The sequence below is a fragment of the Streptomyces sp. NBC_01498 genome (assembly GCF_036327775.1).
In the GTDB taxonomy this organism is placed as follows: Bacteria; Actinomycetota; Actinomycetes; order Streptomycetales; family Streptomycetaceae; genus Streptomyces.
This window is the reverse complement of the sequence record NZ_CP109598.1, coordinates 1,298,411-1,323,699: the sequence shown is the minus strand read 5'-3', so window position 1 is coordinate 1,323,699 and position 25,289 is coordinate 1,298,411. Positions and strand designations below refer to the sequence as shown.

The 25,289-nt window shown below is 73.2% G+C and carries 19 protein-coding genes; 8 read left to right on the top strand and 11 right to left on the bottom strand.

From position 1 onward, the window contains the following. Positions 1–173: 173 nt before the first annotated feature. Both OG875_RS05530 and OG875_RS05525 read left to right on the top strand, forming a co-directional pair. Positions 174–1,637 carry an amino acid permease gene (locus OG875_RS05530; RefSeq protein WP_330177608.1) on the top strand — a complete coding sequence of 488 codons (1,464 nt, stop codon included), beginning with the start codon at positions 174–176 and terminating at the stop codon, positions 1,635–1,637. A 41-nt stretch (positions 1,638–1,678) separates the two neighbouring features. Beyond that, the gene (locus OG875_RS05525) at positions 1,679–3,202 is read left to right on the top strand and encodes an ArnT family glycosyltransferase (protein ID WP_330173106.1); all 1,524 of its coding nucleotides are present in this window, start codon (positions 1,679–1,681) and stop codon (positions 3,200–3,202) included. Here OG875_RS05525 and OG875_RS05520 read toward each other — a convergent pair. Beyond that, positions 3,178–3,570 (bottom strand): NTP pyrophosphohydrolase, encoded by a 393-nt coding sequence (locus OG875_RS05520; RefSeq protein ID WP_330173105.1) that lies wholly within the window; start codon positions 3,568–3,570, stop codon positions 3,178–3,180. The two genes, OG875_RS05525 and OG875_RS05520, sit on opposite strands and share 25 nt — an antisense overlap. A 101-nt stretch (positions 3,571–3,671) precedes the next feature. Here OG875_RS05520 and OG875_RS05515 point away from each other — a divergent pair, with 101 nt between their 5' ends. Continuing rightward, positions 3,672–4,829: a hypothetical protein gene (locus OG875_RS05515; protein ID WP_330173104.1), complete on the top strand. Its 1,158-nt coding sequence runs from the start codon at positions 3,672–3,674 to the stop codon at positions 4,827–4,829. Positions 4,830–5,168: 339 nt separating this feature from the next. Here the strand turns inward: OG875_RS05515 and OG875_RS05510 are convergent, their stop codons facing one another. From OG875_RS05510 to OG875_RS05490, 5 genes are all read right to left on the bottom strand, one after another. After that, a complete protein-coding gene (locus tag OG875_RS05510) occupies positions 5,169–7,295 on the bottom strand; it encodes a 3-hydroxyacyl-CoA dehydrogenase NAD-binding domain-containing protein (RefSeq protein ID WP_330173103.1) in 2,127 nt (708 codons plus the stop codon). After that, positions 7,292–8,512, bottom strand: a complete 1,221-nt coding sequence (locus OG875_RS05505; RefSeq protein WP_330173102.1) for a thiolase family protein — start codon at positions 8,510–8,512, stop codon at positions 7,292–7,294. The genes OG875_RS05510 and OG875_RS05505 overlap by 4 nt, the downstream gene beginning before the upstream one ends. Before the next feature lie 784 nt (positions 8,513–9,296). Further along, positions 9,297–10,580, bottom strand: coding sequence for a ribonuclease D (locus tag OG875_RS05500; protein WP_330173101.1), 1,284 nt, complete (start codon positions 10,578–10,580; stop codon positions 9,297–9,299). Positions 10,581–10,667: 87 nt separating this feature from the next. Then, positions 10,668–11,327 (bottom strand): helix-turn-helix transcriptional regulator, encoded by a 660-nt coding sequence (locus tag OG875_RS05495; RefSeq protein ID WP_330173100.1) that lies wholly within the window; start codon positions 11,325–11,327, stop codon positions 10,668–10,670. Positions 11,328–11,703: 376 nt separating this feature from the next. Continuing rightward, positions 11,704–12,378: a DUF3000 domain-containing protein gene (locus tag OG875_RS05490; protein ID WP_330173099.1), complete on the bottom strand. Its 675-nt coding sequence runs from the start codon at positions 12,376–12,378 to the stop codon at positions 11,704–11,706. A 91-nt stretch (positions 12,379–12,469) separates the two neighbouring features. On the opposite strand from OG875_RS05490, the gene hemE reads away from it, so the two are divergent. From hemE to OG875_RS05475, 3 genes are all read left to right on the top strand, one after another. Beyond that, positions 12,470–13,561, top strand: a complete 1,092-nt coding sequence (gene hemE / locus OG875_RS05485; RefSeq protein ID WP_330173098.1) for a uroporphyrinogen decarboxylase — start codon at positions 12,470–12,472, stop codon at positions 13,559–13,561. A 66-nt stretch (positions 13,562–13,627) separates the two neighbouring features. Further along, entirely contained in the window at positions 13,628–14,539 is a 912-nt protein-coding gene (locus tag OG875_RS05480) for a hypothetical protein (RefSeq protein ID WP_330173097.1), read from the top strand. Further along, positions 14,536–15,345, top strand: a complete 810-nt coding sequence (locus OG875_RS05475; protein ID WP_330173096.1) for a hypothetical protein — start codon at positions 14,536–14,538, stop codon at positions 15,343–15,345. Before OG875_RS05480 ends, OG875_RS05475 begins: the two co-directional genes overlap by 4 nt. Positions 15,346–15,403: 58 nt before the next feature. On the opposite strand, the gene OG875_RS05470 is transcribed toward OG875_RS05475, so the two are convergent. After that, positions 15,404–16,786, bottom strand: coding sequence for an FAD-dependent oxidoreductase (locus OG875_RS05470; RefSeq protein ID WP_330173095.1), 1,383 nt, complete (start codon positions 16,784–16,786; stop codon positions 15,404–15,406). Between the two features lie 70 nt (positions 16,787–16,856). Then, positions 16,857–17,963 (bottom strand): DUF4349 domain-containing protein, encoded by a 1,107-nt coding sequence (locus OG875_RS05465; RefSeq protein WP_330173094.1) that lies wholly within the window; start codon positions 17,961–17,963, stop codon positions 16,857–16,859. A gap of 149 nt (positions 17,964–18,112) precedes the next feature. On the opposite strand from OG875_RS05465, the gene hemG reads away from it, so the two are divergent. Then, the gene (gene hemG, locus OG875_RS05460; RefSeq protein ID WP_330173093.1) at positions 18,113–19,729 is read left to right on the top strand and encodes a protoporphyrinogen oxidase; all 1,617 of its coding nucleotides are present in this window, start codon (positions 18,113–18,115) and stop codon (positions 19,727–19,729) included. Between the two features lie 4 nt (positions 19,730–19,733). Next, positions 19,734–20,450: a hydrogen peroxide-dependent heme synthase gene (hemQ, locus tag OG875_RS05455; RefSeq protein WP_330173092.1), complete on the top strand. Its 717-nt coding sequence runs from the start codon at positions 19,734–19,736 to the stop codon at positions 20,448–20,450. 370 nt (positions 20,451–20,820) lie between these two features. On the opposite strand, the gene OG875_RS05450 is transcribed toward hemQ, so the two are convergent. The 3 genes from OG875_RS05450 to OG875_RS05440 all read right to left on the bottom strand — a co-directional run bounded on the left by OG875_RS05450 (position 20,821) and on the right by OG875_RS05440 (position 25,285). After that, the gene (locus OG875_RS05450) at positions 20,821–22,491 is read right to left on the bottom strand and encodes an alpha/beta hydrolase (RefSeq protein WP_330173091.1); all 1,671 of its coding nucleotides are present in this window, start codon (positions 22,489–22,491) and stop codon (positions 20,821–20,823) included. A 263-nt stretch (positions 22,492–22,754) separates the two neighbouring features. Continuing rightward, positions 22,755–23,723, bottom strand: coding sequence for a TIGR04222 domain-containing membrane protein (locus tag OG875_RS05445; protein WP_330173090.1), 969 nt, complete (start codon positions 23,721–23,723; stop codon positions 22,755–22,757). A gap of 5 nt (positions 23,724–23,728) precedes the next feature. Next, positions 23,729–25,285, bottom strand: a complete 1,557-nt coding sequence (locus OG875_RS05440) for a DUF692 domain-containing protein (protein ID WP_330173089.1) — start codon at positions 25,283–25,285, stop codon at positions 23,729–23,731. Positions 25,286–25,289 lie beyond the last annotated feature (4 nt).

Genomic DNA, 25,289 nt, shown 5'->3' with positions numbered 1-25,289 from the left:
TCGGCGGACGAGCCGGTCGGACTCCCCCTACGGGTGGTCCGACCGGCTCATCCGTGTGAAATAAGCCTTTCCGGGTACCCGGTCGCCGAGCACCTCTCGATCATGGCGGCAACCACGCTCTCGGAGGTACGCCGGTGACCACCCCGCACGACTCGCGCCCCCCACGCGACTCGATGTTCCGCACGAAAAGCGTCGAACAGTCCATCAGGGACACCGAGGAGCCGGAGCACGCGCTCAAGAAGTCGCTCTCCGCGCTGGATCTGACGGTCTTCGGCGTCGGCGTCATCATCGGCACCGGCATCTTCGTCCTCACCGGCGCCGTCGCCAAGGACAACGCGGGCCCCGCCACCGCCCTCGCCTTCGTCGCCGCCGGCATCGTCTGCGCCCTCGCGGCCGTCTGCTACGCGGAGTTCGCCTCGACCGTGCCGGTGGCCGGATCCGCGTACACCTTCAGCTACGCCTCGCTCGGCGAACTGCCCGCCTGGATCATCGGCTGGGACCTGGTCCTCGAATTCGCCCTCGCCACCGCCGTGGTCGCCGTCGGCTGGTCCGGCTATGTGCAGTCGCTCCTGGACAACGCGGGCTGGCAGCTGCCCGACGCACTCGCCGGCACCAGCGAGGAGAAAGGCTTCGGCTTCGACCTGCTCGCCTTCCTCCTCGTCCTCCTGCTGACCGGCGTCCTGATCCTCGGCATGAAGCTCTCCGCCCGCGTCACCGCGATCGTCGTGGCCATCAAGGTGACGGTCGTCCTGATCGTCATCATCGCCGGCGCGTTCTTCATCGACTCCGCGAACTACTCCCCGTTCATCCCCAAGGCCGTGGAACAGCCCGCGGGCGCCGGTCTCGACTCCCCGCTCATCCAGCTGATCTTCGGCTACGTGCCCACCAACTTCGGCGTCATGGGCATCTTCACCGCCGCCTCCGTCGTCTTCTTCGCCTTCATCGGGTTCGACATCGTCGCCACCGCCGCCGAGGAGACCAAGGTCCCGCAGCGCGACATGCCGCGCGGCATCCTCGGCTCACTGATCATCTGCACCCTGCTGTACGTGGCCGTCTCCGTCGTCGTCACCGGTATGCAGCACTACACCGAACTCACCGTGGACGCACCGCTGGCCGACGCCTTCAAGGCCACCGGCCATCCCTTCTACGCGGGCGTCATCAGCTTCGGCGCCGCCGTCGGCCTGACCACCGTCTGCATGATCCTCCTGCTCGGCCAGACCCGGGTGTTCTTCGCCATGAGCCGTGACGGGCTGCTGCCCCGGCTGTTCTCGCACGTGCACCCCAAGTTCCGCACCCCCTACCGCTCCACGGTGCTGCTCGGTGTGATCATCGCGGTCGTCGCGGGCTTCACCAGCATCGAGGAACTGGCCTCCCTGGTGAACATCGGCACCCTCTTCGCCTTCGTCGTGGTCGCCATCGGCGTCGTCATCCTGCGCCGTACGCGCCCCGACCTGCCGAGGACCTTCCGTACCCCGCTGGTGCCCTGGCTGCCCGCCGTCTCCGTGCTCGCCTCGCTGTGGCTGATGCTCAACCTGCCCGCCGAGACCTGGCTGCGGTTCGGCATCTGGATGGCCGTCGGTGTCGTCGTGTACCTCGCCTACGGGCGGCGCAACAGCCGCCTCGCCAAGTCCGGCTGACGCACCCTCGGTTCCGTCCCACCCCCGTACGAGAGTCACGCATGCCCGTCGAGCCGCCGTCCACGGCACCCCGCCCCGCCCCGGTCCGCCCGGTTCCCACCCGTAGGTCCGCCGCCCCGGCCGCCGCCGGGCCCGCCTCCGGCTACTGGCGGCGGCTCCTGCCCGTCCTGGCGCTGATCGCCCTCACCGTCCGCCTGCCGTCCTTCCTGCTGCCCTTCTGGAGCCCCGACGAGGGCTACCTCGCCGTCCAGGCCCGCATGCTCGCGGACGGCGGAGAACTGTACGAGACCGTCGTAGACCGCAAGACACCCCTGCTGCCCCTGCTGTACGAGGCGGCGTTCACCCTCTTCGGCGACCAGTCCGTCCACGCGGTCAAACTCCTCGCGGTCACCGCCCAGTTCACCACCGCCGTGCTGCTCGCGGCCTTCGCCAGGCACCGCTGGGGCGACCGCTCCGGCGTCACGGCCGGTGTGCTCTTCCTGCTGATCTCGGTGGGCTTCGTCCCGCAGGACGGCCAGGCCGTCACCTTCGAGGTCGTCATGCTGCCCTTCACGGCGGCGGCCGTCCTCTGCGCCGACCGGGGCCGCTGGGGCGCCGCCGGAGTCGCGGTCGCCGGGGCGTTCCTCACCAAACAGACCGGCGGCGCGGTCCTCGTCCCCGTGCTCTGGATGCTCTGGCGGACCTCCGGACGCGCGGCCCTCGCGACGCGCCTGCCGTGTACGGTGATCGGCTTCGCCGCCCCCGTCACCGCCGCCGCGCTCCTGACCGACCCGGCGGGCTTCGTCTTCTGGACGGTCACCGGCTCCGGCTCGTACGCCTTCTCCCTCGGCGGCTCCGAGCTGTACGTGCTGCTGCGGGCCGTGGTGAACACCCTGCTCCTCGGCCTCTGCTGCGCGGGCGTCCTGCCGCCGGTCCGCCGGGCGCTGCGCGCCGGACGGGTGACCGGCAGACCCCTCACCGACCTCTGGATCTGGTGCGGCGCCTCCGCCGGGGCCGTCGCCGTCGGATTCCACTTCTACGGGCACTACTTCCAGCAACTCCTGCCGCCCGTCGCCCTGTTGGCGACCGCCGCGCTCCGGTCGCTGCGCCGGGAACGGCTCCGGTCCGTCCTGGCCGTCCCGGCGGGCGTGTGCGCGCTGTTCGTCCTCTGGGCCCCGTTCGCGCCCCGGCCCGAACTCGCCCACGCCGCACGCGTCGCCGCCGCCGTACGGCAGCACAGCGCCCCGGCGGACCGGGTTCTCGTGTGGGGGATACACCCGCAGACGTACCGGCTCGCCGACCGCGCCCCCGCCAGCCGCTATCTGACCGCCGGGCTCCTCACCAACTTCAGCGGAGGCCGCAACGGCCCCCGGGTCGGCGAGGCGTACGGAGTCCCGGGCGCCTGGCGGGTGTTCACCGCCGAGATGCGGACGCGGCCCCCCGCGCTGATCGTCGACGACTCCCGGGGCAAGCCGTACGCCCCCGAACACCTGCCCACCCTGCGGCGGTTGCTGGCCGGCTCGTACGAGCGGCTGCCCGGCACCGTCGCGGGCGCGGTCTTCTACGTGCGCTCGCGCGGGAGTTGACGCACCGTCCGGGGTCCGACGCAGCGGGCCCCGATCTCCTCGACCCGGCGCCGCAGTTCACGGTCGGCGGTGACGACGACACACGGCCGGGCCCCGGCGTCCCCGGCCAGGGCAGCGATCAGGTCGTCCCCGCTGCCGGGCGCCGACTCCACCCGCACCCCCGGCACGGACTCCACCCCGCGTGCCTGCCCCTCCACCACGAGCACGGTCTCCACCGGCCCCGGAATCCCGGCGTCCGGCAGTCCGGGCACGGCGAGCGGCACCAGCCGGTCGCGCAGCCGCTCGGCGGCGCCCCGCCGGTCGCGCCACCATCCGTCGGGCACCGAACCGACCACGTTCGCCCCGTCGACAATCAGTAGAATCCGCACTTCAGGAGCGTGCCACAAGCTGACGGGGCGGTACGGTTCCTGTTCGCTCCCGAGTGTTATCGTCGGGGAAATTTCATGCGCTGGGAAGGTGGCAGTGGGTCATGGCACTGCGGTCCGCACGGACGTCGAAACGATCCGGACGCAGCCCTGGCGAGGCCCCGGAGACCGGCGGCCGGCCTGCTGAGTCCGTTCCCGTACCCACGGCGGACGGTGTGCTGCCCGCGACCTCGGGGTGGCTGCTGCGCGGCAAGGACGGCAGACTCACCGCGTACATGCCCACCGACGAGGGCGTACGGCGGTGGACCGAGGACCGGCCGGGCGGTCCGCGCTGGACCGGGCCCGAACTCCTCCCGGCGCCCGGCCTGTTGCCGTATCTCTCCCTCGCCAGCGGCGCCCAGGGCTATGTCCATCTGGTGGGTCTGCGCCGCACGCCGACCGCCGAGGGGCCGATCCGTACGGATGTCGTCTACGCCGTGCAGTTCCAGACGGGCCGTCCGCTGCGGGACTGGCAGCCGCTCGGTACGCCGTATCCGAAGGACCTCGCCAAGGGCGGGCTGCTCGGCCTGCCCACGGCGGTGGTCGACCCCAACGGCTCCCTGCACCTGTTCGCCCGCAACGCCGGGCGGGGCATGTCGGCCCGGATCCAGAAGCCCACTGGCGCCTGGCTCACCTGGGCGGACCTCAAGGGCTCCCGGATGACCGGCGAGGCGTCGGCCGTCGTCGGCGAGGACGGGCTGATCGAGGTCCTGGGCCCGACGGACGACGCGGTGATGCGCTGGCGCCAGCCGAAGGTCGCCGCGAAGGCCGAGCGCGACCTCAAGAGCTTCGCGGCGCGTGTCACGCCCGGCACCCTGACCTCCGAACGCACCGGCGGCGGCCGGCTCACCCACTACTGGCGCGACACCAACGACCGTACGGTGCACGCCTGGCGGCTCGACGAGGGCGAGACCGCCCCGCTGGGCGGACCCGGCACCGGACCGATCGCCCTGCTCCGCACCCCCGTCGACGGCCACGACTGCACGATCCTGGCCCAGCGCGGCCTCGACGGCCGGCCCATGCTCGCCGCGTACCCCACGGAGGACGAGGCGGCGGGCGTCACCTGGACCCCGACCGGCGAGGAGTGCGTGGGTGCCCCGGCGCTGGCGCTCGACGGCACGGGCCGCGTGGTGATGGCGGCCGTCGCCAAGGACGGCGGCCTGCGCATCGCCCGGCAGAAGGCGGAACCGGGCCTCGCACTGGCGGCCTGGTCCCGCGTCTGACGGAGCCCCGCAGCCGGGTGGGCGGCGGGCGCGCCGGAGTGCGCGTCCCGTGACCGGGGCGTGCCGCGCGGCGGACGACGGGCCGCACCCGGGCGAGCGCCGGTCGTACGCCGCGCGGACCCGTGGGGTCCGGCGACCGGAACCACGGGGCCGGGGCCGTCCAAGTGCCGCGCGCGAGAAGTCCGTCGGGACCCGAGCGCTGTGCCGATGGGGGAGACCGGGCACCGTCGGCCGGGTCGGCGGCAGCGGATCACTCCGTCCCCACGACGAACGACGAACGGGCCGGGCCCGGCGGAGTGATCCGCCGGGCCCGGCCCGTCGTACGTGCCCGCCCGTGCGTTACGCGGGAACGCTCGCCACACCCGGCGCCAGGAACGGCTTCCCGTTCACCCGCCGCGAGACGCCCTCGCGGTCCAGGTACGGGGTGATGCCGCCCAGATGGAACGGCCAGCCCGCGCCGGTCAGCAGGCACAGGTCGATGTCCTGGGCCTCGGCGACGACACCCTCGTCCAGCATCAGCCCGATCTCCCCCGCCACCGCGTCCAGCACCCGGGCCCGCGTCTGCTCCTCCGTCAGGACCGTGTCGCCCTGCGAGAGCAGCGCCAGGACCTCCGGGTCCAGCTCCGGCTTCCCGGAGTCGTACAGGTAGAAGCCCCGCTTGCCCGCCTTCACCACGGCCGCCAGGTTCGGCGAGACCGTGAAGCGGTCCGGGAAGGACCGGTTGAGGGTCTCGGAGACATGCAGACCGATCGCGGGGCCGACCAGTTCCAGCAGGACCAGCGGTGACATCGGCAGTCCCAGCGGTTCGACCGCCCGCTCCGCGACGTCGACCGGGGTGCCCTCGTCGATGACGTTCTGGATCTCGCCCATGAAGCGGGTCAGGATCCGGTTGACGACGAACGCCGGGGCGTCCTTCACCAGCACCGCGCTCTTCTTGAGCTTCCTGGCCACACCGAACGCCGTCGCCAGCGACGCGTCGTCCGTCCGCTCACCGCGCACGATCTCCAACAGGGGCAGTACGGCGACCGGGTTGAAGAAGTGGAAGCCGACGACCCGCTCCGGGTTCTTCAGCTTCGACGCCATCTCCGTGACGGACAGCGACGAGGTGTTGGTGGCCAGGATCGCGTGCGCCGGGGCGACCGCCTCGACCTCCGCGAACACCTGCTGCTTGACGCCCATCTCCTCGAAGACGGCCTCGATGACGAAGTCCGCGTCGGCGAACCCGTCCGCCTTGTCCAGGACCCCGCTGACCAGACCCTTGTAGCGGTTGGCCTTGTCCTGGTTGATCCGGCCCTTGCCGAGCAGCTTGTCGATCTCGGCGTGGACATAGCCCACGCCCTTGTCGATCCGGTCCTGATCGATGTCCGTGAGCACCACGGGCACTTCGAGCCGGCGCAGGAACAGCAGCGCCAGCTGGGAGGCCATCAGCCCGGCCCCGACGACACCGACCTTGGTGACGGGACGCGCGAGCGACTTGTCCGGCGCCCCCGCCGGGCGCTTGGCCCGCCGCTGCACGAGGTTGAACGCGTAGATCCCGGACCGCAGTTCGCCCCCCATGATCAGGTCGGCGAGCGCGGTGTCCTCGGCGTCGTAACCCGCCTGGAGGTCACCGTCCTTGACGGCGGCGACGATGTCCAGCGCCCGGTAGGCGGCCGGTGCCGCGCCGTGCACCTTGGAGTCCGCGACGGCCCGGCCGCGCGCCACCGCCCGGTCCCACGCCTCGCCCCGGTCGATCTCCGGGCGTACCACGGCCAGTTCACCGCTGAGCACCGACGCGGTCCAGCGCAGCGACTGCTCCAGGAAGTCCGCGCCCTCGAACAGGGCGTCGGCGATGCCCAGTTCGTGCACCTGCGCGCCCTTGAGCTGCCGGTTCTGGTTGAGCGAGTTCTCGATGATGACGGTGACCGCGCGGTCGGCGCCGATCAGGTTCGGCAGCAGGGTGCAGCCGCCCCAGCCGGGGACCAGGCCGAGGAAGACCTCGGGCAGCGAGAAGGCGGGCAGCGCCGCGGAGACGGTGCGGTACGAGCAGTGCAGCCCGATCTCGACGCCGCCGCCCATCGCCGCGCCGTTGTAGTACGCGAACGTCGGGACGGCCAGCCCCGCGAGCCGCTTGAACACCTCGTGGCCGCCCTTGCCGATGGCGACCGCGTCCTCGCGGCGCGTCAGCAGTTCGACGCCCTTGAGGTCGGCGCCGACGGCGAAGATGAAGGGCTTGCCGGTGATCCCGACACCCACGATCCGGCCCTCGGCCGCCTCGGCCTCGACCTGGCCGATCGCGGCGTCCACGTTGGCCAGCGACTGCGGGCCGAAGGTGGTCGGCTTGGTGTGGTCCAGGCCGTTGTCCAGCGTGATCAGCGCGAACGTGCCGACACCGCCGGGGAGTTCGAGATGGCGCACATGCGCCTGGGTGACGACCTCGTCCGGGAACAACTCGGCCGCGGACTTCAGGAGTTCGGCGGTGCTCACTTGTTTCCTCCGTCGAAGTGCGGGTTCTCCCAGACGACCGTGGCGCCCATGCCGAAGCCGACGCACATGGTGGTGATGCCGTAGCGGACCTGCGGCTGCTCCTCGAACTGCCGGGCGAGCTGCGTCATCAGCCGTACGCCGGAGGACGCCAGCGGGTGCCCGTACGCGATGGCGCCGCCGTACTGGTTGACCCGGGGGTCGTCGTCGGCGATCCCGTAGTGGTCGAGGAAGGCCAGCACCTGGACGGCGAACGCCTCGTTGATCTCGAACAGACCGATGTCACCGATCGACAGACCGGCCTTGGCGAGGGCCTTCTCGGTCGCGGGGATCGGACCGAAGCCCATGACCTCGGGTTCCACCCCCACGTACGCGTAGCTCACCAGGCGCATCCTCACCGGCAGTCCGGCCTCGCGGGCGAACTCCTCGGAGGCGACGATCGAGGCGGTGGCGCCGTCGTTCAGACCTGCCGCGTTGCCCGCGGTGACCCGGCCGTGCGGGCGGAACGGCGTCTTCAGACCGGCCAGCGACTCCAGCGTCGTACCGGGGCGCATCGGCTCGTCGGCGGTGGCCAGGCCCCAGCCGGTCTCGCCGCCCTCGGGGCTGGTGCGGCGCACCGAGACCGGCACGAGGTCCTGCTGGATCGCGCCGTTCGCGTACGCCTTGGCGGCCTTCTCCTGCGAGCGCACGGCGTACTCGTCGGCGCGCAGCCTGGTGAGGTGCGGGAAGCGGTCGTGCAGGTTCTCCGCGGTCATCCCCATGAACAGGGCCGACTCGTCGACCAGTTTCTCCGAGACGAACCGGGGGTTCGGGTCCACGCCCTCGCCCATCGGGTGGCGGCCCATGTGCTCGACACCGCCCGCGACGACGACGTCGTAGGCGCCGAAGGCGATCGACCCGGCGGTGGTCGTCACGGCGGTCATCGCGCCCGCGCACATCCGGTCGATCGAGTAGCCGGGCACGGACTGCGGCAGCCCGGCGAGGATGCCCGCGGTACGGCCGAGGGTCAGCCCCTGGTCGCCGATCTGCGTGGTCGCGGCGACGGCGACCTCGTCGATCCGGGCGGGGTCCAGTCCGGGGTTGCGGCGCAGCAGCTCCCGGATCGCCTTCACGACCAGGTCGTCGGCGCGGGTCTCGTGGTAGATGCCCTTCGGGCCCGCCTTGCCGAACGGGGTGCGGACGCCGTCGACGAAGACGACGTCCCTGACGGTACGAGGCACGATGGCTCTCCTCCAGGGTGCGGGGATGGCTCTGCTGCGGCACGCTCTTCGGATCCTATGCTACTTGCGGGTAACCGCACTGCACAGGCTGCCGAGGTGTTCCGCAGGTCACCACGGGGGTGCGCCGGGGGCGGCCGACCCGAACCGGGCGCCGCCGGGGCACGCCGGGCGCGCACGCCGGGGTGGCCGCCGGGCCGCCTTGGGGGTGGTGCCGGTGTGGGCCGGGTGCGCCCGTAGGCGGCGGGTTTCCGTGCCTAGCGGGCGCACGCGCTGCCGGGCCCGGCGAGGGTGGCCGGCCCGGTCCGGGCGTACCCGGGGAGCGCCGGGCGCGTACGCCGGGGTGCCCTGGAAGTGGTGCCGGTGCCTGCTGGATAACCCGGAACGGGCCCGGCTTCCGCGCCTCGCGGGCGCCCACGCCGCCCCGCCCGGCGAGGGCGGCCGGACCGGGCCCGACGGCGCGGGAGAGCGCGCCGGCGCGTACGCCTCGGTGGCCGCCGGGCGCCTTGGGGGTGGGGTCGGTGTGGGCCGGGTGCGCCCATACGCGGCGGGCTCCCGCGCCTCGCGGGTGTCGGGTGCCCGCGCCGCCGGGCGCGGCGACTTCCGCCCGCCCCGCCCGGCGAGGGGGCCGGACCGGGCCGGGTGCCGCCGGGGAGTCTCGGAAGTGGTGCCGGTGTCGGCCGGGTACGCCCGTACACGGCGGGCTCCCGCGCCTCGCGGGCCGGCGCCCCGCCCCCGCCCGGCGCTACTTTCCGGCCACGGCCACGGCCACGGCTCCAGGCGCCGCCTACCCCGTGGCCGACGTGGCCGTCAGTGCCCGGGTCAGCAGCGGTGCCACCTGCTCGACCTGCCAGCGTCGCGCCCCGTGCGCGGCCAGCGCCTCGGACACCGCCTCCACGCTCCGCTCGGCCGGGGGCTCCCAGCAGACCCGCCGTACGGTGTCCGGCGTGATCAGGTTCTCCTGCGGCATGTGCAGCCGCTCCGCGAGCGCCGTCACCGAGGCGCGCGCGGCCGACAGCCGGGCCGCCGCCTCCGGGTCCTTGTCGGCCCACGAGCGCGGCGGCGGGGGACCGTTCAGCGGCTGGCCGGGCTGCGGGAGCGCGGTGTCGGGCAGCGCCTTCGCCCGGTCGATCGCCGTCTGCCACTGTTCGAGCTGACGGCGGCCCATCCGGTGCCCGAAGCCGGGCAGCCCGGTCAGGGCCGTCACGTTCACCGGCAGCGCCAGCGCCGCCTCGATGATCGCGCCGTCGCTGAGGACCTTGCCGGGGGAGACGTCGCGCCGCTGCGCGGCCTGGTCGCGGGTGTTCCACAGCTCACGTACGACGGCCATCTGCCGGCGCCGCCGGACCTTGTGCATACCGGACGTACGGCGCCACGGGTCCTTGCGCGGGGGAGCCGGCGGGGCGGAGGCGATCGCGTCGAACTCCTGGTGGGCCCAGTCCAGCTTGTCCTGCCGGTCCAGCTCCTTCTCCAGCGCGTCGCGCAGATCGACCAGCAGCTCCACGTCCAGAGCCGCGTACCGCAGCCAGGGCTCGGGCAGCGGCCGGGTCGACCAGTCGACGGCGGAGTGGCCCTTCTCCAGGGCGAAGCCGAGCACGTTCTCCACCATGGCGCCGAGGCCGACGCGCGGGAAGCCCGCGAGGCGTCCGGCCAGCTCGGTGTCGAACAGCCGGGCCGGGCGCATGCCTATTTCCCGGAGGCACGGCAGGTCCTGGGTGGCGGCGTGCAGGATCCACTCGGTGTCGGCGAGGACGTCGCCGAGGGCGGAGAGGTCGGGGCAGCCGACGGGGTCGATGAGCGCGGTGCCCGCGCCCTCGCGGCGCAGCTGGACGAGGTACGCGCTCTGGCCGTACCGGTAGCCGGACGCCCGTTCGGCGTCGACGGCCAGCGGGCCGGTGCCCGCCGCGAACGCGGCGATCACCTCGGCGAGCGCTTCGTCGGTGGCGACCACCGGCGGAATGCCTTCGCGAGGCTCCAACAAAGGGATCGGCGCCTTTTCGACGTCGTCCGGGGGAGCGCCCCCGGTGGTTCGCAGTGCTGGGTCTGCTGCGGTCTCTTGGGCGTCGGTCACGTGTCAAGGGTATCGGTGAACGGACGCCGCCCGCCGACGGAACGTTCCGTCGGCGGGCGGGGCGGCCCGTGGGGCGGGTGAAACCGGTCAGTGGATGATCCCCGTACGCAGGGCGACGGCGACCATTCCGGCCCGGTCGCCCGTGCCGAGCTTGCGCGCGATCCGGGCGAGGTGGCTCTTGACGGTCAGGGCGGAGAGGCCCATGGAGACGCCGATGGCCTTGTTCGACTGGCCCTCGGCGACCAGTCTGAGCACCTCGACCTCACGGCCGGAGAGCTCGCGGTAGCCGCCCGGGTGGCTCGGGGCGCCCGGGGGGCGGCGGTGCATCCGGGGTCCGGCTCCGAGGGGGCCGGCGCCGGGGCGGCCGGGGTGGCCGATGTTCGTACGCGTACCGGTCACGACGTAGCCCTTGACGCCGCCCGCGAGGGCGTTGCGCACCGCGCCGATGTCGTCGGCGGCGGAGAGGGCGAGGCCGTTGGGCCAGCCCGCCGCCCGGGTCTCGGACAGCAGGGTCAGCCCGGAACCGTCGGGCAGGTGGACGTCGGCGACACAGATGTCGCGTGGATTGCCGACGCGGGGACGCGCCTCCGCGATGGACGATGCCTCGATGACGTCACGTACTCCAAGGGCCCACAGATGGCGCGTGACGGTGGAGCGGACGCGAGGGTCGGCCACGACGACCATGGCCGTCGGCTTGTTCGGGCGGTAGGCGACCAGGCTTGCGGGCTGCTCGAGGAGAACGGACACCAGACCTCCTGGGAGGGTGCGGGACGGGCCGGCTCGGGGATGAAGCCGTGGGCGAACCGTGCTTGAAGGGTCATTGACCTCTTCGGCAGCAACCGTCCTCGCCTTTAGAGAATGATCACGAATTGATGAGTAACAATTCGGGCAATTCGGATGCGCGATCGATCATCCTACGAGTGGGCCCCTCCCCGATGGCCGAATATCACCCCTGGGCGGGACCCCGGGGAGTGGGCCGGAGCGCGGCCCCGGGAGCGGGTCGGGAGCGGCTCCGCGTACGACCCGGCGAACCAGCCGGGGCGCGGCCCGGCATGCCGCTCGGCGAACCGGCCGGGGCACGGGGCCGGCCCGGCCCGGCGCACGCGGTCCGGGGGGACTTCCCCTACCGGGCGCCCGGCCCCCGCCGCTGAGGGAGGGACACCACGCCCGCGCCCGGCTCCGTCGGACCCGTCGGCGCCGCCGGCGGCAGCCCCGCGAGCTGGCACAGCAGATCGCACCACGCCGCCAGGTGCGTGGCCGCGTCCGGGACGCCGCCCATGCCCTCGCGCGGTGTCCAGGACGCCCGGATCTCGATCTGGGTCGCGGGGCGGCGCTCCGCGAGGCCGCCGAAGTAGTGCGACCCCGCGCGCGTGACGGTGCCGCTCGGCTCCCCGTACGACAGCCCGCGCGCCTCCAGCGCGCCCGTCAGCCACGACCAGCAGACCTCCGGGAGCAGCGGGTCCGCCGCCATCTCCGGCTCCAGTTCCGCCCGTACGAGCGTCACCAGCCGGAAGGTGCCCTGCCAGGCGTCGTGCCCGTCCGGGTCGTGGAGCAGGACGAGCCTGCCGTCGGCCAGGTCGTCGTCGCCCTGCACGACCGCCGCCTCCAGGGCGTACGCGTGGGGCGCCAGCCGCTGGGGCGGCTTGGTCGGGTCGATCTCCATCTCCGGGCGCAGCCGCGCCGTCCGCAGAGCTTCGACGGCCAGCCGGAACGGGGACGGGACGGAGTCCCCCTCCGTACCCCCCGTACCGCCGACGCCGCTGGAATGATCGGAGAACTGTCCCTGAGCCGCAGCCATGCGGGGAAGAGTAGGCGGAACCGGCCTCCCGTGCGGTGAAGGACACCCGGCCCGGGGCCGGTGCTTCCGCGTACATGCGAAGATTCTGGGCGTGAGCGCCAACGACCGCCCCTCGGGCCAGCCGACGAAGACCGCAGCGACAGCGGCGACACTCGCCACCCGCGACTCCGCTTTCATCAAGGCGTGCAGGCGGGAGCCCGTACCGCACACGCCGGTGTGGTTCATGCGCCAGGCGGGACGGTCGCTGCCCGAGTACCGCAAGCTGCGCGAGGGCACGGCGATGCTGGAGTCGTGCACGCGGCCGGACATGGTCACCGAGATCACGCTCCAGCCGGTCCGCCGGCACGGTGTCGACGCCGCGATCTACTTCAGCGACATCGTCGTCCCCCTCAAGGCCATCGGCGTCGATCTCGACATCAAGCCGGGCGTCGGCCCCGTCGTCGCGCGGCCCATCCGCTCACGGGCCGACCTCGCGCAGCTCCGCGACCTGACGCCGGACGACGTCCCGTACGTCACCGAGGCGATGGGTATGCTCACCGCCGAGCTGGGGTCCACCCCGCTCATCGGCTTCGCGGGCGCCCCGTTCACGCTTGCCAGCTATCTCGTGGAGGGCGGGCCCTCCCGCAACCACGAGAACACCAAGGCCATGATGTACGGCGACCCCGGGCTGTGGGCCGATCTGCTCGACCGGCTCGCCGAGATCACCGGCGCGTTCCTCCGGGTGCAGATCGAGGCGGGCGCCAGCGCCGTGCAGCTCTTCGACTCCTGGGTGGGCGCGCTCGCCCCCGCCGACTACCGGCGCTCCGCGATGCCCGCCTCCGCCAAGGTCCTCGACATGATCGCCGGGTACGGCGTGCCGCGCATCCACTTCGGTGTCGGGACCGGCGAACTGCTGGGCCTCATGGGCGAGGCGGGCGCGGACGTCGTCGGCGTCGACTGGCGTGTCCCGCTGGACGAGGCGGCCCGCCGTGTCGGCCCCGGCAAGGCACTCCAGGGCAATCTCGACCCGGCGGTCCTCTTCGCGCCCACGTCGGCGGTCGAGGAGAAGACCGACGAAGTCCTCGACGCCGCCAAGGGGTTGGAGGGCCATGTGTTCAACCTCGGGCACGGGGTGCTGCCTTCGATGGACCCGGACTCGCTGACCCGCCTCGTGGAGTACGTCCACACCCGCACCACCCGCTGACACCCCCTGCCCCGGGGGCCGCCGACCGGCCCTGCGAGCGCCCGCGTACCGTGCTGTACTGGCCAGATGAAGCGCAAGCACACGCGGGCGCTCACCGCCCGCCCCCAGCGGTCCGGCGCAGCGGCTCCCGACGCCGCCGGTGCCGAGCGGACCGAACAGGTACGCGCCCGGGTGCGGCTCATGATCGAGATCACCGCGCGGGCGGGGTCGTACCGCAAGGGCCTGGTCAAGGCGGCCCAGCGGCTCAGCCCCGAGGAAGCGGTGATCCTCGCCGACCTGGAGCGGCACGGGCTCCAGGTACCGCAGCTGCGCGACGTGCTGCGCGGCGGCCATGTGCTGGTGGACGACCCGGACCTGTACGAGGACTGGCGGTTCGCCAAGGGCAGCCATCCACGGCTGTCCAGCCACCACCGTGACATCGACAAGACGCGCTACCCGGACATCGGGATGCGCGGCCAGGTCGTACGGGAGAAACTGCACGGCCGCACCGCGACCGGCACCTGGGTGCAGCTGGAGAAGACCCCGGCCGCGTTCGGCGGCCCCAAGCTGCCCCGGCCGAGCGATCTGCGGCACCTCGTGGACTACGTGGTCTACCGGTTCACCCACAGCAACGTCGGGCCCTGGGGCCTGTCCCGGATGACGGAGCGGCGCCCGCTGTACCTCACGCCGATGCTGGCCGTGCCCACCTCACTGACCCCGCCGGTCGCGCGGTCGGTGACCCGGGCGCTGCGCCGGATCGAGGCGAACGACGACGTCACCGCCGTCTCCCAGCGGCTCGCGGCCCGTTTCCCGCCGCCGGACCGGCCGGATCTGGCCGGCGAGCTGGGGCAGGCGCTGTCCGGCACCGCCGGGCGTGGCCTGTTCGGCAACTCCGACGTGTGGGTGACGCAGACCCCGTCCCGTACCGCCGCCGCGGTTCTGAGGAAGAGCCGCGAGAGGCCCGCCGCGGGCGGGCTGCCGACAGGAGGTTCGTCATGAGCGACGCCCAGGACGGCACCCCGTCCCAGCCCCCGTCCGAATCCCCGTCCACATCTCAGCCCGTGTCCTCGTCGCAGGATGCGGCGACGCCGGGTACGGCATCCGTGCCCGGGGGCCTCGTCACCGCCGTGGTGGACCTGGTGGACACCGGGCCGGTGCTGCTCGGCGCGTACACCATCGCCGAACTCACCGCCGTGGACGCGATCGTGGACTTCCTGGAGGCCCGCCCGTCGGAGGACGAACTCGCCGAGGCCGTCCGCTCGTTGGCCGCCCGCCAGATGCTTCTCGCGGGCTCCTCGGGCGAGGAGGTCCAGGTACGGGGGGACCTGGGCATCGCCGTGGCGTTCCAGCAGCGGGCGAGGAAGGTGCTCGACGCCCGGACGACCGGAACGGTGCCGGGCGAGCCGTGGCGGATCCTGCTGCTGCCCCAGCCCGAGCGGATCTGTCTGATGGTGCGCATCGACGCGCTCGGCGTCCACCAGATCGGCCTGCACAAGTTCGACGAGGCGCTTCGCATGCTCACCGAGTGGCTGCCCCGGGGCCCGTCGGCTGACACCGGTCCGTCGGTGGACACCGACGCGGTGCTCGGCGGGGCGGAGCGTTCCGCGCTGGTCACCGTCACCGAGTACACGGCGGTCGGATCGGCGGAGACGGCGGGGGCCAGCACCGATCTGGTCCTGGCCCGCGACGAGGGGCGGCTGCACGTCCTGACGCGGGACCCGCGGCACGAGGAGAGGCTGGTGCCGGTCCCGGACGGCGGCAGGGACGGCGTACGGGACCGGCTGGCGGACCTGCTGGCCGCGTAGGACCCGGGACGGGCCGTCCGGGGCCCGACCCGCGTCGGGTCGGGCCCCGGACGGCGCCCTACCAGCCCGCCCCGCGGACCGCCGCCGTCGCCTTGCGCGCCGCCACCAGGACCGGGTCCCACACCGGCGAGAACGGCGGCGCGTACCCCAGGTCCAGCGCCGTCATCCGCTCCACCGTCATCCCGGCCGTCAGGGCCACCGCCGCGACGTCCACCCGCTTCGCCGCGCCCTCGCCGCCGACGATCTGCACCCCGAGAAGCCGCCCCGTACGGCGCTCGGCGAGCATCTTCACCGTCATCAGCGGCGCGTCCGGCAGATATCCGGCGATGCCCGTCGACTCGATGGTCGCCGACACGTACTGGAGCCCCGCCGCCCGCGCGTCCTTCTCCCGCAGCCCCGTCCGGGCGATCTCCCGGTCGCACACCTTGCTGACGGCCGTACCGACGACACCCGGGAACGTGCCGTAGCCGCCCGCCACGTTGGCGCCGATCACCTGGCCGTGCTTGTTGGCGTGCGTACCGAGCGCGATGTGCCGGGTGGTGCCGGTGATCAGGTCCAGCACCTCCACGCAGTCGCCGCCCGCCCAGATGCCGTCGTGGCCGCGCACCCGCATCGACAGGTCGGTGAGCAGCCCGCCGTGCGGGCCGAGCGGCAGACCGGCGGCCTCGGCGAGCGCGGTCTCCGGCCGGACACCGATGCCGAGGACGACCACGTCGGCCGGGTACTCCGCGTCGTCGGTGGCGACCGCCCGCACCCGGCCGTCGTCACCGGTCAGGATCTTCGACACGGCGGCGCCGCCGACCGTCGTGATCCCGAGGGAGTCCATCGCCTCGTGCACCAGCCGGCCCATGTCCGGGTCCAGCGTGGACATCGGCTGCTCGTCGCGGTGCAGGACGGTCACCTCGTACCCGCGCTTGAGCAGCGCCTCCGCCATCTCGACGCCGATGTAACCCGCGCCCACCACGACCGCGCGCCCGCCCCCGCCGGTGCGGGTGAGCGACTCGATCAGCGACCGGCCGTCACCGAGGGTCTGCACGCCGTGCACACCGGGGGCGTCGATGCCGGGCAGCGGCGGCCGGACGGGGCGCGCGCCCGTCGCGATCACCAGCTTGTCGAAGCCCGTCCACGCCTCGGTCCCGGCGTCCAGATCGCGGGCGCGGACCCGCCGGCCCCCGGTGTCGATCTCCAGGACCTCGGTCCGCATCCGCAGGTCGATCGCGCGCTCGCGGTGCTCCTCGGGCGTACGGGCGACGAGGTCCTCCAGCCGCTCGACGTCGCCGCCGACCCAGTAGGGGATGCCGCACGCGGAGTACGAGGCGTAGTCGCCGCGCTCGAAGGCGACGATCTCCAGCTCCTCGGGCCCCTTGAACCTGCGGGCCTGCGACGCGGCGGACATGCCCGCCGCGTCACCGCCGATGACCACCAAGCGCTCCGCTGCCACTGCCGCGTCCCTTCGGATCCGGATGGGTGCCGGGTACTCGGTACGCGTACCCGTACCCGGCACCCAGACGCTACGCGGAGCGGTCGCGTTCGTCCCGCGTGACCAGCCCGGGTGACGCGGAGGTTTCCCGGGCCGGGTCGGTGCCGGGGTCGGTCGCGACGTCGGGCGTGGAGCTGGGCGGGGAGCCGGGCGTGGTGTCGGTCGCCGGTCCCGTCGCCGGTTCCGTGGCCGGTCCTGTCGTCGGTTCGGTGGCCGGTTCGGTGGCCGTTCGCGTGGCGGGCCCCGTCACGGCCGTACGGCGCCGGAGCCCGAACAGCCGGGCCCCCAGCAGCAGCCACAGCCCGTAGAGCACCGCCAGCGCCACGACGAACGGCAGGATCGCCGCCACGACCACCACGATCCAGCGCAGCACCGACACGAACGCGTCCCACCCGCCGCCGAGCGCGTCCAGGAAGCCCGGACCCGTCTCCTCCTCCTTCTTCTCCGCCGCCCGCTCGGTCAGATCGAGCGTCACGGTCGCCATGGCCGTCCGGTCGGCCAGCGACTTCTGCCTGGCCAGCAGGGCCTCCAAATCCGCCTGCCGGTCGTTCAGTTGGCCCTCCAGAGCCACCACGTCCGTGATGTCCTCCGCCCGGTCCATCAACGTCCGCAGACGGTCGACGCTCGCGCGCTGCGTCGCGATCCGGCTGCGCACGTCCACCACCTGCTCGGTGACGTCCTTCGCCTTGGCCGAACGGCTCAACAGCTTGCCGGTGCCAGCGAGTTCGTGGAGGACCACGTCGTACTCGCCCTCGGGCACGCGCAGTACGACGGTCGACGTCTCGTACATGTCGTCGAGCCGGTCGGTGGTCTCGCTCTCGACCACCCCGCCCACGCTCCGCGTGATCGAACGGGCCCTGGCGAGCGCCCGCGTCACGTCCTTCACCTCCACCGCGAGGGTGGCGGTACGGATCACATGAGTCTCCGTCGGCGGTTTCCCGACGTCCTCGGTGCCCTCGGCCCGCTGCTTGGCACCGTCCGTGTCGGAGACGGCGCCCGGCCCGGCGACCCCCCGGTCCCCCGCCCCCGCACCCTTGCTGTCGCTCTTGGACTGTGAGCCGCCGTCCGCACCACTACATCCCGCCAGGGCGAGTGAAACGGTGAGCAGCGCTGCCGCGAACGCGGGAAATGCACGCATATCTGTCCCCCCAAGGCTGCTGTGCGTGTATGTCGGCGGTTCGACGGGCCGGCCCGGGAACCGGTTGCGCTTTTCCGGTCGCGAACCGGTCACGACCGGGCCCGGGTACCCGTACGGGCGGGCGGAGCCGGTCTGAGAGAGTGGAGGCCATGGTGAGCAGCCCGAATCCCCCGCCTCCCAACGGCCCCGCGCCCCATGTCGTCGTCATCGGCGGCGGCATCGCCGGTCTTGCCGCCGCCGACCGGCTGCTGACCGCCGGGGCCCGCGTGACCCTCCTGGAGGCGACCGGCCGGCTCGGCGGCAAACTCCTCACCGGCGAGATCGAGGGCGCCCCGGTCGACCTCGGCGCCGAATCGATCCTGGCCCGCCGCCCCGAGGCCGTCGACCTCGCCCGCTCCGTGGGCCTCGGCGCCCGCCTCCAGCCGCCCGCCACCGCCTCCGCGTCAGTCTGGTCACGCGGGGAACTGCGCCCCATGCCCAAGGGCCACGTCATGGGCGTACCGGGCGACGCCTCCGCCCTCGCCGGTCTGCTCTCCCCGGAGGGCGTCGCCCGGATCGACCGCGAACGCGACCTCGGCCCGGCGCCCGTCGGCGACGACGTGGCCGTCGGCGCGTACGTCGCGCAGCGCCTCGGGCACGAGGTCGTGGACCGGCTGGTGGAGCCGCTGCTCGGCGGCGTCTACGCGGGCGACGCCTACCGCATCTCGCTGCGCGCCGCCGTCCCGCAGCTCTACGAGGCGCTGCGCACCCACGACTCGCTGCTCGGCGCGGTCCGCGCCGTCCAGGCCAGGGCCGCCGAACACCCGCGTACGGAACCGGTGTTCACCGGCATCGACGGCGGTGTGGGCACCCTGCCGGGCGCCGTCGCGGACGCCGTACGCGCCCGGGGCGGCGACATCCGTACGCGGACGCCCGTCGTGGCGCTCACCCGTACCCCCGGCGGCTGGGCGGTCCGGACCGACCGCGAGACCGTCACCGCCGACGCGGTGATCGTGGCGAGCCCCGCCTGGTCAGCGTCCGCACTCCTCGCCCATGAGTCGCCGGCGGCCTCAGCCGAACTGGCCGCGATCGAGTACGCCTCCATGGCCCTCGTCACGATGGCCTTCCGCCGCACGGACCTCGCCGCGCGCCTTGCCGAGGGCGGTGAGGCTGCGGCCGGCAGCGATTCTCCGTCCGGCGGTGCTCCTCCGGCGGGAAGCGGATTCGCGTCCGGCGGCGGATTCGCGTCCGGATATGACCTTCCGCCCGACAGCAGCTCCGCGTCCGGCAGCGACTCCGCGTCGTCCGGAAGCGGCTTTCTGTCCGGCAGTGGTTTCCTCGTCCCGCCCGTCGACGGCCGCACCATCAAGGCCGCCACCTTCTCCACCCGCAAGTGGGGCTGGGTCGCCGCGTCGGCGCCCGACCTGTTCGTCCTGCGCACCTCCGTCGGCCGTTACGGCGAGGAGGACCAGCTCCAGCGCGAGGACACCGACCTCGCCGACGCCTCCCTCCGCGACCTCGGCGCCGCCACCGGCCTCACCGCGCGGCCCGTCGCCACCGAGGTCACCCGGTGGATCGGCGGCCTGCCCCAGTACCCCGTCGGCCACACCGCGCGCGTCGCCCGCATCCGCGACGCCGTCGCGAAACTCCCCGGACTGCGCGTCTGCGGCGCCCCGTACGACGGCGTCGGCATCCCCGCCTGCGTCGCGAGCGCCCGCCGCGCCGCCGACGAGATCATGGCCACGCCGACTCTGGCGCGGGGCACGGACCGGGACACGGGAGAATAGCCGTATGACTTCCGCACCAGAGAAGACGCCCAACGCGGGCAAGAAGGCCAAGGACCTCAACGACGTCATCCGGTACACGCTGTGGTCCGTCTTCAAGCTGCGCGATCTGCTGCCGGAGGACCGGGCCGGTTACGCCGAAGAGGTCCAGGACCTCTTCGACCAGCTCGCCGCCAAGGACATCACCGTGCGCGGCACGTACGACGTGTCCGGGCTGCGCGCCGACGCCGATCTGATGATCTGGTGGCACGCCTCGACGGCGGACGAACTCCAGGGGGCGTACAACCTCTTCCGCCGCACGAAGCTCGGCCGGACCCTCGACCCCGTCTGGTCGAACATGGCGCTGCACCGCCCCGCCGAGTTCAACAAGTCGCATGTCCCGGCCTTCCTGGCCGACGAGAAGGCGCGCGACTACGTCAGCGTCTACCCGTTCGTGCGCTCGTACGACTGGTATCTGCTGCCCGACGAGGAACGGCGCACGATGCTCGCCGACCACGGCAAGATGGCCCGCGGCTACCCGGACGTCCGCGCCAACACCGTCTCGTCCTTCACGCTGGGCGACTACGAGTGGATCCTCGCCTTCGAGGCCGACGAACTGGACCGGATCGTCGACCTGATGCGCCACCTGCGCGGCTCGCAGGCCCGCCTGTACGTACGGGAAGAGGTGCCCTTCTACACCGGCCGCCGCAAGTCGGTCGCGGACCTCGTCGCCGGACTCGCCTGAGCCACGCCTGTACCGTGCCTGATCCACCGGCACGGCCCGCGCGCCGCGTAGCGTGACGGCACAACTGCACGACGACCGGACCCGCCCTCGGGCACCCCGGCCGTCCCCACCCGGAAGATCAGACGACCGGCGGCACCCCGCGGCCGGACCTCTCGTCCAGCGACACCGGGTCCGAACCCCGCGTGCGGCGCGCCTTGGGCGCGCCGCACGCGGGGTTCCTACGTGATGAGGGGATGCCGTTTCCCGTTCCGTGGGGTACCCCCGTCCCCCACCTCTCGGTGCCTGAGGGCTGCCCCGCCCGCAGCCCGCCCCGCCCCTACCCGTCCCGTCGAGCGGGTGGCCCCGTCGGCGGGGCGGTGCCCGGGAGCCCTCAGATGTGGCCGTTCGGGATCAACCTGCGGCGTAGGTCCGTGCGCTTTTCTTGATCGGTGTCCGGGGGCAGCGATACCGGGTTCGGCTCCGGGTGTGGGGCGCAGTCGGCGTGGTGGGGTGGGGTTTTGCCGGTGAGGAGGTAGGCCTCCAGGTGGTCGTTGACGCACTGGTTCGGGCCGCCCGCGAGGCCGTGGGCGCCGGCGGCTCGTTCGGTGATCAGGACCGAGCCGGGGAGGCGGCGCTGGAGTTCGAGGGCGCCGGGGTACGGGGTCGCGGCGTCGCGTTCGGCGGAGAGGATCAGGGTCGGGGGGAGCCGGCCGGGGGCCGTGCCGACGTTCAGCGGGCGCTGGCGGGGGGCCGGCCAGAAGGCGCAGGGGAGGTTCATCCACGCGTTGTCCCAGGTCTCGAACGGGGCGCGCGTGGCGAGTTCGGTGTTGTCCCGGTCCCAGGTCTTCCAGTCCGTCGGCCACGGCGCGTCGTTGCACTCCACGGCCGTGTAGACGGCGTTGCCGTTCTCGCTGTCCGCGGCTGCCGCCGGGCGCGGGGTCGCCTGGTCGATCAGTGGCTTGGTGTTGCCCTTCAGGAACTCCGAGAGGGCCGTCGCCCGCATCGCCCAGTAGTCGTCGTAGTAGCCCGCGCCGAGCATCGCCGCGTGCAGCTGGCCGGGGCCGACCTTGCCGCCCGCCGGGCGGCCGGTCACCGCCGCCTTCACCCGCTCGTAGTTCCGCTGCACCGCGTCGGGTGTGCTGCCGAGGCGGTACGTCGTGTCGTGCTTGGCCACCCAGGTCCGGAAGTCCGCCCAGCGCTGCTCGAACGCGAGGGACTGGTCGAGGTTGTTGCGGTACCAGATCTGCTCCTGAGCCGGGTTGACGGCCGAGTCGAAGACCATGCGGCGGACATGGGACGGGAAGAGCGTGGCGTACAGCGAGCCGAAGTACGTTCCGTAGGAGGCGCCCATGAAGGACAGCTTCTTCTCGCCGAGCGCGGCCCGCAGGACGTCGAGGTCGCGGGCGTTGTTCAGCGACGTGTAGTGGCGCAGGGCCGGTCCCGTGGTGCGGGCGCAGCCCTGCGCGTACGCCTTGGCACCGGCGACACGCTCCTGCTTGTACGACTCCGAGGGGTGCGTCGGCGCGAGCGTGGGCGCCTTCGTGAAGTCGGCGGGGGACTGACAGGACAGCGGCGCGGAGCGGCCGACGCCGCGCGGGGCGTAGCCGACCAGGTCGTACGCCGTCGCGATCCGCTTCCACTCGGGCAGCTCGGCCGCCAGCGGGAACGCCATGCTGGAGGCGCCGGGGCCGCCCGGGTTGTAGACGAGCGCCCCCTGGCGCCGGACGGTTTCCACTGCTTTGCCCTCGCCGCCCGCCGCGCCCGTCCGGCCGGACGCCTTGACCCGGCTGACGGTGAGGGTGATCAGCTCACCGTCCGGCCGGGCGTAGTCGAGCGGGACCTCGACTGTGCCGCAGGTGAGGGGATCGGGCAGCATCTCCGCCTTGGGGCAGGCGCGGAAGGCGATGCCCCTGGCAGCGGCGCGCTGGGCGGCGATCACCGTGCCGCGCGCCTCGGACGAGGCTCCGGCGAAGTCCGCGCCCCCCGCCGGGGCGGCGGAGAGGGTGGACAGGACCAAGGAGCCGAGGGTGGCCAGGGCCCCGTACTTCGCAACTGCTCTCATCGCTTTCCCTTCGGGCGTGGCGCGTGGGGGAAAGCGATCATCTACGGACCCCTGGGTATGTAAAGGATCTGTGAGCGGTGTCGGGGCCTGTGACTCCGATGCGTCATACAGTCACTCAATGAGCCCGTACGGGGTGCGGGAGTGAGCGGTGCGGTGTACGGCGAGACGTCCCAGCCGCACCAGCAGTCCCAGCAGCCCCTTCCGTTCTGCCCGCCTCACCCGCCTCACCCGCCCCGCCGCACCAGCCGTTTCCCCCCGCCCCGTCAGCCACCGCCTCCTCCGCAGCCTCCGCCACCCCCGCCGCAGCCACCGCCCCCTCCACCGCCTCCGCCGTCACCGGACCCGCCCCCACCGCCGCAGCCTCCGCCACCCCCGCCGCAGCCCGATCCTCCGGAGCCGCCGCAGCCACCGCCCCCGTCGCCCGAGCCACTGCCGTCGCCGAAGCCCGCGCTCGCGCACCACACCACCACGGCGCCGGCGGCCAGATGCGGCGCCGGCTGGAAGTCACGGCCGGCCCGCATGGCGCGCGCCGCCGTCAGGTGGTCGCGCAGCTGTGGGTCGTCCAGCGCCATGTGCCCGTTCACGGCGACCTGGTGGGCGGGGGTCCTGATGTGCTGGTAGGCCGTACGGAACTTCAGCCGGGCCTTCACTCCTGCGGCCGTGAGCCGTTGCCGGGCCACCACCGCGCAGATGACGCCCGCGAAGACACCGATGAACGCCAGCGGCAGCGTCGGGATGACCGCCGGGTCCGTGGTGCTGACGAGCAGGACGATCGACAGCGGAATGGCCAGCACGCAGACGACCGCCTGCGTCACGCCCCAGAGCACCCACAGCCGGGTCTTCCGTACCGGGACCAGCAGTCCGCGGGCGGCGAGGGAGTGGCCGATCTCCTGGACGGCGGGGCTGCGCATCACGGCGAGGCGCAGCGCGTGCAGGGCGCCGTTGGGCGCCCGCCGGTACTCCTGTACGACCGCGTGTTCGACAGGATTCCGTGCGATGTCGCTGTGGAGGGCGACGATGCCGGGGCCGCCGACGCGCAGCCGTCCGTCCGTGTGCATGGCGACGATCGCGGTCTCGGCGACCCGGCCCGGCCCGCCGCCGAGGAAGGCCATCTCCATCGGGTCGTGGATCTCGTTCCCGCCGCCGCCCGAGCGCAGGGAGATCACGCCGACGACGAGCGAGACGAAGGAGAGCGGGATGGCGATCTGGAGCGCGGTGACCAGTGTGTTCATGCCGGTCACCGCCCCACGAGCACGGTACGGGCAGCACGTGCGATCCGGGCCGCACGGCGGGGCGGGCGCGGTCCCGACCGGTCGCGCCACCACTGCGTCAGTTCACGCCGCGCCTCCGGGTCCTCGGGCCGGTCGGCGATCAGCAGATGCTCGGCGAAGTCGAGTGCGTCACGCCGGTAACCGGCGTGCATGGGGCGGGACTTGGCGTACGCCAGGTACGCGGCCCGGTACCCGTCCCCGAGGATGCGCGGCAGCTCCGGCGCCACCTTGGCGACGACCTCCGCCCGCTTGGCGGCGAGCGCCCGGCTCTGCACCCCGAGCCGCCGCGAGTCGAAGCCCTCGGGCGCGGGAGTCCCGGCGACCAGGGCGGAGAGGAGCGCGGTCTGCGCGAGGGCGAGCCGCTCACGGGCACGGTCGGTGCCCTCGGTCACGCACTCAGGCGCAGGCGCAGGCGCAGGCTCGGACTCGGGCGCGGGGGTGGCCGCTGTCGGTGCCGCAACCGCGCCTTCCCGGGCGGCAGTTGTACGAGACTCCGGCCCCGTCCCTCGCGACGCCCCCTGCGACGACCCCCACCCCGGCTCCCGCAACGTCGCCCGGATCATGTCCAGTTCGGCGGCCAACTCCGCCGTCGGCGGGAAGTTGTCGTCCCGCTCCAGCAGTACCCCCGGCGGCGAGACCCGCGCGCGCAACTCCGCCAGCACGTCCAGCACCGGCGCGCTCACCGGGTGGGCGTGGGTGTCGTGCCACACCCCGTCCCGTTCGACACCGCCCGCCACATGCACGTATGCGATGGCCTCGACCGGCAGCCGGTCGAGCGCGGTCGCCGGATCCTCGCCCCGGTTGACATGGTTGGTGTGCAGGTTCGCGACGTCGATCAACAGCCGTACGCCCGTGCGCTCGACCAGCTCCGCCAGGAACTGACCCTCCGTCAACTCCTTGTCCGGCCAGTTGATCAGCGCGGCGATGTTCTCCACCGCGAGCGGCACCGGCAGCGACTCCTGGGCGATCCGTACGTTCTCGCACAGCACCCGCAGCGCGTCCCGGGTGCGGGGGACCGGCAGCAGATGACCGGCTTCGAGCGAGACGGAAGCGGTGAGCGCGCCACCGGCCCGTACGAAGGCGATGTGCTCGGTGACCAGCGGGGAGTCCAGGGCCTCGGCGCGCTCCGCCAGATCGGCGAGGCGCTTGGGGTCGGGGCGACCGGCGCCGCCCAGTCCGAGCGAGACGCCGTGCGGGACGACGGTGACGCCTCGGGCGCGCAGTCGCAGCAGCGAGTCGGGGAGGTGGCCGGGGCAGAGGTTCTCGGCGACGGCCTCGACCCAGTCGATGCCCGGCAGCGACTCGACCGCGTCCGCGATCTCGGGTCGCCAGCCGATCCCGATCCCGAGGGTGCTGTGACTCCCGGGCTTCCCCGCGTCGGCCGCACCCCTCGTGGCCCTTGTGTCACTCGCATCCGTCGCGTGACCCGCGTGACCCGCGTGGTCCGCCTGGCCCGTACCGGCGCCCGTACTCCGCGTGCTCCCCGTACCGCGCCGCTCCGCCGTGCCGTTCTGGCTCCTCATGATG

Bases quoted from the DNA above. Each gene is read 5' to 3' on its own strand.
- OG875_RS05515 (WP_330173104.1), top strand. From the start codon at position 3,672: ATGGCACTGCGGTCCGCACGGACGTCGAAACGATCCGGACGCAGCCCT.
- OG875_RS05440 (WP_330173089.1), bottom strand. From the start codon at position 25,285: ATGAGGAGCCAGAACGGCACGGCGGAGCGGCGCGGTACGGGGAGCACG.
- OG875_RS05450 (WP_330173091.1), bottom strand. From the start codon at position 22,491: ATGAGAGCAGTTGCGAAGTACGGGGCCCTGGCCACCCTCGGCTCCTTG.
- OG875_RS05445 (WP_330173090.1), bottom strand. From the start codon at position 23,723: ATGAACACACTGGTCACCGCGCTCCAGATCGCCATCCCGCTCTCCTTC.
- OG875_RS05490 (WP_330173099.1), bottom strand. From the start codon at position 12,378: ATGGCTGCGGCTCAGGGACAGTTCTCCGATCATTCCAGCGGCGTCGGC.
- OG875_RS05475 (WP_330173096.1), top strand. From the start codon at position 14,536: ATGAGCGACGCCCAGGACGGCACCCCGTCCCAGCCCCCGTCCGAATCC.
- OG875_RS05465 (WP_330173094.1), bottom strand. From the start codon at position 17,963: ATGCGTGCATTTCCCGCGTTCGCGGCAGCGCTGCTCACCGTTTCACTC.
- OG875_RS05525 (WP_330173106.1), top strand. From the start codon at position 1,679: ATGCCCGTCGAGCCGCCGTCCACGGCACCCCGCCCCGCCCCGGTCCGC.
- OG875_RS05530 (WP_330177608.1), top strand. From the start codon at position 174: ATGTTCCGCACGAAAAGCGTCGAACAGTCCATCAGGGACACCGAGGAG.
- hemG (WP_330173093.1), top strand. From the start codon at position 18,113: ATGGTGAGCAGCCCGAATCCCCCGCCTCCCAACGGCCCCGCGCCCCAT.
- OG875_RS05480 (WP_330173097.1), top strand. From the start codon at position 13,628: ATGAAGCGCAAGCACACGCGGGCGCTCACCGCCCGCCCCCAGCGGTCC.
- hemQ (WP_330173092.1), top strand. From the start codon at position 19,734: ATGACTTCCGCACCAGAGAAGACGCCCAACGCGGGCAAGAAGGCCAAG.